The organism is Xenorhabdus koppenhoeferi, assembly GCF_900116635.1.
GTDB lineage: Bacteria > Pseudomonadota > Gammaproteobacteria > Enterobacterales > Enterobacteriaceae > Xenorhabdus > Xenorhabdus koppenhoeferi.
The window spans coordinates 34392-41629 of the sequence record NZ_FPBJ01000027.1 but is presented as its reverse complement, the minus strand read 5'-3'; the positions used below and the strand labels follow the sequence as shown (position 1 = coordinate 41629).

The 7238-nt window shown below is 44.8% G+C and carries 7 protein-coding genes and 1 pseudogene; 3 read left to right on the top strand and 5 right to left on the bottom strand.

Annotation, left to right across the window (positions count from 1 at the left end; genetic code table 11):
* On the top strand, positions 1-515 hold a 515-nt coding region (locus BM329_RS10015; protein WP_245759041.1), incomplete at its 5' end, for an IS630 family transposase.
* Positions 516-624: 109 nt separating this feature from the next.
* Here the strand turns inward: BM329_RS10015 and BM329_RS10010 are convergent.
* Both BM329_RS10010 and BM329_RS10005 read right to left on the bottom strand, forming a co-directional pair.
* A complete protein-coding gene (locus tag BM329_RS10010) occupies positions 625-1896 on the bottom strand; it encodes a tyrosine-type recombinase/integrase (RefSeq protein WP_092552451.1) in 1272 nt (423 codons plus the stop codon).
* 189 nt (positions 1897-2085) lie between these two features.
* A complete protein-coding gene (locus BM329_RS10005; RefSeq protein ID WP_092552448.1) occupies positions 2086-2949 on the bottom strand; it encodes a YicC/YloC family endoribonuclease in 864 nt (287 codons plus the stop codon).
* Between the two features lie 125 nt (positions 2950-3074).
* Here BM329_RS10005 and rph point away from each other — a divergent pair, with 125 nt between their 5' ends.
* Both rph and pyrE read left to right on the top strand, forming a co-directional pair.
* Positions 3075-3818, top strand: coding sequence for a ribonuclease PH (gene rph / locus BM329_RS10000; protein ID WP_092552445.1), 744 nt, complete (start codon positions 3075-3077; stop codon positions 3816-3818).
* A gap of 76 nt (positions 3819-3894) precedes the next feature.
* Positions 3895-4536 (top strand): orotate phosphoribosyltransferase, encoded by a 642-nt coding sequence (pyrE, locus tag BM329_RS09995; RefSeq protein ID WP_092552442.1) that lies wholly within the window; start codon positions 3895-3897, stop codon positions 4534-4536.
* Between the two features lie 253 nt (positions 4537-4789).
* Here pyrE and slmA read toward each other — a convergent pair.
* The 3 genes and pseudogenes from slmA to coaBC form a co-directional block, all read right to left on the bottom strand.
* Positions 4790-5388, bottom strand: a pseudogene (gene slmA / locus BM329_RS09990) (nucleoid occlusion factor SlmA).
* A 144-nt stretch (positions 5389-5532) separates the two neighbouring features.
* Complete coding sequence (gene dut, locus BM329_RS09985) at positions 5533-5991, bottom strand: dUTP diphosphatase (RefSeq protein WP_092552439.1); 459 nt, start codon at positions 5989-5991, stop codon at positions 5533-5535.
* Positions 5969-7213 (bottom strand): bifunctional phosphopantothenoylcysteine decarboxylase/phosphopantothenate--cysteine ligase CoaBC, encoded by a 1245-nt coding sequence (gene coaBC / locus BM329_RS09980; protein WP_092552436.1) that lies wholly within the window; start codon positions 7211-7213, stop codon positions 5969-5971. Before coaBC ends, dut begins: the two co-directional genes overlap by 23 nt.
* Positions 7214-7238: the final 25 nt, after the last annotated feature.

Below are 7238 nucleotides of genomic sequence, written 5' to 3'. Positions count from 1 at the left end.
CCGCTGACGAACACGCTCGTCAGGTATTTGGCGAGCGTATCCGCCATCATGAGCAGGCGGGCAAACAGATTGTTTATCTGGATGAAAGCGGCTTTGAGCAGTCCATGCCACGTACGCATGGCTATTCGTTAAAAGGGTCCCGCTGTTTTGGTTTACATGACTGGCAGCACAAAGGCCGCATTAATGCCATTGGTGCTATCATTAAAAATACCTTTGTGACCTTAAGTTTGTTTGCCGGAACCATTAATGCGAATGTGTTTCATGCCTGGCTGACACAAGATTTGTTGCCGAAGCTCCCTAAGGGGACAGTGATTGTGATGGATAATGCCCCTTTCCATAAACGCGGTGACACGCGAAAAGCGATAACCGATCACGGATGCCAGTTAGAATGGCTTCCGCCTTACAGCCCAGATTTAAATCCTATCGAAAACAAATGGGCTGAAACAAAAACAACAAGAAGACGAGAAAGATGCTCTATTGATGAGCTGTTTACAGAGCATGTGACTTATGTCTGATTATATTGATTCTGCTATATACCAAGAACTGCAAGGGCTACAGCATTAGGGGTTGCACGTCCTTGGGATGAAAATAACTTAAATACATCAATCTCAGGTGGCTTCTTATTCATAAAAATTTCCGTTTAATTTGTTTTATTGGAGTAATGTTGTAGTCCTCGCCTTTTTCCAGCGTTGCCAACAAATCACACCATTGAGCTAACGCGGCTTTGCGTTCGTCAAAGTAATCATGCTTGTTATAGATACCCTCTACGCCTTTTATACGATGATTTAAGCAGCGTTCAGCTACAAACGGATCAACACCTAACGCGGCTAAGTGAGTTCTGGCAGTTCGTCTAAAGTCGTGGATTGTGAAATTAGGTATATTAGATGGTAATACGTATCGAACTTTAGCTAAGGCAACGGGTAGTGTTGATTCTTGGATGTGTGGGATCATACGGCTTTGCATTTTTCTGGCAGGTAGGACGTATTGGCTGCCGCAAGCCATTGGTTTTAATTCCATGAACCAATCTATAACCTGTGGGCATAGGGGAATATCTATTGCATCACCGTTCTTGCTGCGTTCTGCCGGAAAGTGCCAGACAGCTTTTTTAAAGTTGAATTCTTCCCAACGTGCGGCGCATAGCTCCATCTTACGTAAGCATAAGGCGAGTAGTATCTTAAAGCTGATTTCATTTTGCCTGCTGATTCCGGCAACCCTCAATGCCTGAAAGAATGTAATAAGTTCATCACGGGTCAACCACCTGTCACGGGAAATTTCTTTTCCTCCGGCATCGGCTACTTCAAATGCTGAACAGGGGTTTACATCAATGAATTGACGTCTGATAGCGTAATCAAACATGCGCCTCACCCAGCGTAAAACGTCTGTTGCTATGGTTGGTGCGCCTCTATCAACAATACTCTTTAGCATTTCATCAATATGACGAGGTTTAACATCCTCCAAATACATATGACCGATGCGAGGATTAATATCTTTGTCTATTCGTCTGCGGAGTATATCGGGGTGTTTCCAGCGAGGGAGTATTTGACGCTCAAAGTATTCAGCCGCCAGATCTGAGACTTTTACTGCGTTCTTGTCGGCTTCAATTTTTGCCAGTGCTTCGGCTTTGCGTTCCTGTTTTTCTCCAGCAACGTCATAACCTAAAGCAACACGGGCTGATAGCTCTCTGGTGAGTTCTCTTGCTTTTGATAGTGATAAATCAATGTATGAGCCTAAAGTTATCACTCTGGGAGTACCTACGAACTTATACCTAAAGCGCCATATAGGGTGTTTAAAGGTTTTTCGATAGCATAGATATAGTCCGTTGCCGTCCGCTTTCCCTTCGAACCTTTCGCCTGACTTTATCCACGCTCTGATCTCTTTATCAGTGAGTTTAGGCATTGTGCAATCTCCAGTGTAAAAAATAGCTGTGTACCACTAAATGTGTTTTGTTATCGCAGGTGGTACACCCTAGTGGTACACGATAATCATGCGCTACTGTGATTGGTTCTGCAATGCTCTGATAGTAAAAAAGCCAGATATAACAATCTATATCTGGCTTTATGACATTCTCTGAAATGCTAAGAAACCTTACTCAATATTCTGGATCTGCTCACGCATCTGTTCAATAAGCACCTTCAATTCAATTGCAGAATTCGTTACATCGGAATTAATTGATTTTGACGCCAAGGTATTCGATTCACGGTTAAATTCCTGCATCATAAAATCCAGTCTGCGACCAACGGCTTCTTTTTTCTTCAGGATGTTACGAGTCTCTTTAACATGAGCATCCAGACGATCCAGTTCTTCCGCCACATCAATGCGTTGTGCCAGTAAAACCAGTTCTTGCTCAAGACGGTTATTCTCTAGCTGAATCTGTGCTTCTTCCAGCTTGGTCTGCAAGCGTTCACGCTGCCATTGCAGGATTGTCGGCATTTGTTCACGGACTTTGACCACTTCCACGGTTACCGCATCCAAACGCTGTTCGATAAGTGATTTCAGCGCTTGCCCTTCGGTTTCACGGCTTTGGATAAAAGCATCCAATGCCAAATCCAATTCAGCCAGCAGTTGTGTACTGATAGCATCTAAATCTTGCTCTTCGGCAGACATCACACCCGGCCAACGCAGGATATCTACTGGATTAGTCTCACCTTCACCACTTTGCTGTTTCACCCAGTTTGCTGCTTCAACCAATTGTTTTGCCAACTTTTCATTCAGCATCAAGGAACTTTGAGCGCGGGTATCCAGCTCAAAACGCAGGTTACACTCCACTTTTCCGCGAGTCAGGCGGGAACGAATGCGCTCACGGATGACAGGCTCAAGACTTCTGAATTGCTCTGGCAGGCGAATATAGGTTTCCAGGTAACGCTGATTGACAGAACGCAGTTCCCACGCTGCATTTCCCCAATCTCCCTTGATATCTCGTCGTGCAAAAGCAGTCATACTACGGATCATAATTCGTTCCCAATTTATAAAATGATGGACAGATTATAACGCCCCATGTAGATGCAGGATAGGCATTCACAGTCTTAGGCCGTATAATGCGCCTCCAATAATGTTTTAACAGCGGAGATCACACGATGAACTTAGTAGGGAAGCGCCCAGCGGGAAGAACAGCAGGACAGGTGCGTCCTATTAAAATGACCCGTCATTACACCAAACATGCAGAAGGTTCGGTTTTGGTGGAATTTGGGGATACTAAAGTGTTATGTAATGCCTCCGTTGAAGAAGGAGTTCCACGTTTCCTGAAAGGTCAGGGACAGGGCTGGATCACTGCTGAATATGGCATGTTACCACGGGCAACTAATAGTCGTAATGCGCGCGAAGCGGCTAAAGGCAAGCAAACCGGGCGTACAATGGAAATTCAACGCTTGATTGCACGTTCACTGCGTGCTGCCGTGGATTTGAAAAAACTGGGTGAATTTACCATTACTCTGGATTGTGATGTGATTCAGGCTGATGGTGGTACCCGTACCGCTGCTATTTCTGGTGCTTGCGTCGCACTGGTTGATGCTCTGAATAAGCTGGTTTCTGATGGTAAACTGAAAGTGAGCCCGCTGAAATCGATGGTCGCGGCAGTGTCTGTCGGCATTGTCGATGGTGAAGGGCTTTGCGATCTGGAATATGTCGAAGACTCTGCGGCTGAAACTGACATGAATATCGTAATGATAGACGACGGCAGAATGATTGAAGTGCAGGGCACCGCAGAAGGTGAGCCATTCAGTCATGACGAATTACTTTCCCTGCTCTCTCTGGCAAAAGGGGGGCTGGAAACTATTTTCGAAGCGCAGCGAGATGCGTTAAAACAAGCTCCATCAAAATAATGAATTATGAGGCGGCTGAATAGTCGCCTTTTTTATGTCTGCAATATAGTAAAAAGATTGAAAAGGAGAAACTCCAGTGAAAGCCTATCAGCGCGAATTTATTGAGCTGGCACTGAAAAAACAGGTGCTTAAATTTGGCGAATTTACGCTGAAATCTGGTCGCAAAAGCCCCTATTTTTTCAATGCGGGTCTGTTTAATACCGGACGTGACTTGGCATTGATTGGTCGTTTCTACGCGGCTGCACTGCTGGACAGCAAAATTAAGTGTGATTTGTTGTTTGGGCCAGCTTATAAAGGTATCCCGATTGCAACTACCACCGCAGTGGCAATGGCAGAACATTATGATATCGATATGCCTTATTGTTTTAACCGTAAGGAAGCCAAAGATCACGGTGAAGGCGGATCACTGGTTGGTAGCCCACTGCTAGGTAATGTTGTGGTTGTGGATGATGTCATTACGGCAGGTACAGCGATTCGTGAGTCAATGGAAATTATTAAGCAGCACGGTGCAACCCTGTCCGGTGTCATTTTGTGTCTGGATCGTCAGGAGCGCGGACGGGAGACTCTTTCAGCCATTCAGGAAGTTGAACGTGACTACCAGTGCCAAGTCTACTCCATCATTACACTGAACGATTTAGTGGTTTATTTACGCGAAAATCCAGAGATGCAATCCCATCTGGAAGCGGTGGAAGCCTATCGTAAAGAATACGGCATCTAATAACCATCAAAAGCTGAATGCTAAGGCTGAATGAAAAAAATCCCTCGCCCAAGGAGTGGGCGGGGTGAGTAGTAGAAATGGCAACAATCAACAACATCCAACATATTAATATGGTAGGAATTGCAATAACGATGCCATTATTGAGCTACTTTGTAGTGAACTCAACGAGTCGGTGTATGTTAACACAGCTTAATAAAAAAACGCACATTATCATTCACCACATGAGTGACAATGATTACAGTTCTGGAATAAATTATTGTAGTTGGGTCAAAATCAATGGCCAACGTACTTCAAACTCTTTTGTTGGGCGATAGCGAAATTCTGAGCGAACAAAGCGGGAAAGCATCCCTTCACAAAATGCCAGTAACTGTGATGCAAGTACGGTTTCGTCATAATTGAATCCCTGCCCATCACGTATTTTTTTTCTTTCAAAATTTGGCGAAGTTGTACTTCAATCCGCTCAAATAACTGGTTGATACGATTTTGTAATCTGTCTTGTTCAAACATCAGGGCATGGCCGGTCATGATGCGGGTTAATCCAGGGTTTTTCTCCGCAAACCCCAAAATCAGGACAAATATTAACCTAATGCGAACAATGGTATCTTTTTCATCTTGCAAGATCAGGTTGATACGTGAAATTAAGGCGTCTTCAATAAACTCGATCAGACTATCAAACATCCGGGTTTTGCTTGGAAAATGACGGTAAAGTGCAGCCTCAGAAACACCAACGTTTGCAGCGAGTTTTGCAGTGGTAATTCGCTGACTGCCATCACTGGATTCAAGCATATGTGCCAGTGCCTGCAAGATTTCCTCACGTCTATTTTTCTTTTTTATACGTTCTTTTTCTGCCATGTCTGATAAGACCCCTGCTAAAACAGCAAAACAAATCCTGCTATTTTTGCCCACAATGTTTTTGCCGAAAATAGTTTTTCTCAGCAATAACATTGTAGGCAAAAGATATAAAAATCGGTTGATGGTATCAGGCTTTATGGAAAGTTATTGACGACCGGAGTGACCAAAACCACCACTACCACGTTTGCTGGTTTCGAAGTCTTTAACCAAATTAAATTCAGCCTGTACAATCGGCACAAAAACCATTTGGGCGATACGCTCACCTGGCTCGATGGTGAATGTTTTATTACCACGGTTCCAGACTGAAACCATCAATTGCCCCTGATAATCAGAATCAATAAGCCCCACCAAATTACCCAAAACTATACCATGTTTGTGACCCAAACCAGAGCGAGGAAGAATAACGGCTGCCAGTTGCTCATTTGCGATATGGATAGCAATTCCGGTCGGCAGAAGCTCAGTCTGGCCAGGAGCCAGTTCCACAGTATTATCCAGACAAGCACGTAAATCTAAACCTGCAGAACCAAGTGTAGCATAAGTCGGTAAAGGAAATTCTTGCCCAATGCGGGGATCAAGGATTTTAACGTCGATTTTTTTCATCATAGCGTTTGAGTATCTCGTCTAATAAGTGGTGGCTGAGTTGTAATTTACCACTGTGAGGTAAATTAACACTACCATCATGCCAGAATAGATGTAATGCGTTGGTATCACTGTTAAAACCGTGGCCTGACAAGGATACATCGTTCGCGCAAATCAAGTCTAAATGCTTCTGCTTGAGTTTTCCGCGAGCGTATTCTTCCACATTCTGGGTTTCGGCTGCAAATCCAACGACGAATGGCCGATTTTCTTCCAGTGCTGCAACGCTCGCTACAATGTCAGGATTTTTTATCAGGGTAAAGGTGATTTCATCACCCTGCTTTTTAATTTTTTCAGCCGCAATTTGTTTAGAACGATAATCTGATATGGCAGCACAGCCGATAAAAATATTCTGTGAGTCTGCCATTGCCTGAACCTGTTCATGCATCTCCAGCGCACTCGTTACGTCAATACGCTTAACGCCTTGTGGTGTTGGTAAATTAACGGGACCTGTAATCAATGTCACCTCAGCCCCACGCTCTGCGGCTGCTCGTGCGATAGAGAAGCCCATTTTACCGGAGCTATGGTTGCTGATGAAACGGACAGGGTCTAAGGCTTCACGGGTTGGGCCTGCGGTAATTGTCATACTCAGACCAACAAAATCTTGCTTGGTGTTTAAATGTTGCATTACCAATTCGACAATCGCCATAGGCTCCAACATTCTGCCTGGCCCAACATCACCACATGCCTGACTCCCCTCATCCGGGCCCCAAATCAGCACGTTGCGCTCTTCAAGCACTTTCAGGTTATGCTGGGTGGCCTGAGCACGATACATCTGTTGATTCATTGCAGGGGCAACAGCAATAGGGGCTGCGGAAGCCAAGCAAATCGTAGTCACTAAATCATTCGCCATACCCGCCGCTAAACGTGCCAGCAGGTCTGCTGTAGCGGGGGCGAGAATAATTAAATCTGCCCATTTTGCCAGTTCAATGTGCCCCATAGCTGCTTCGGCAGCGGGATCCAGAAGATCATCGGAAACAGGGTAGCCCGATACAGCCTGTAAGGTAAGTGGGGTAATAAAAGCTTTTGCTGCGAGAGTCATAACGACGCGAACCTGAGCACCGCAATCACGTAAACGACGTACCAGCTCAGCTGTTTTGTAAGCCGCAATCCCTCCGCTGATTCCGAGTACGATTTGTTTACCAGAAAGCTGATTACTAGAAAGTTGTTGGCCGGAAAATCCTGTCATTTTGATTGCCCAGATGTAAGTTACA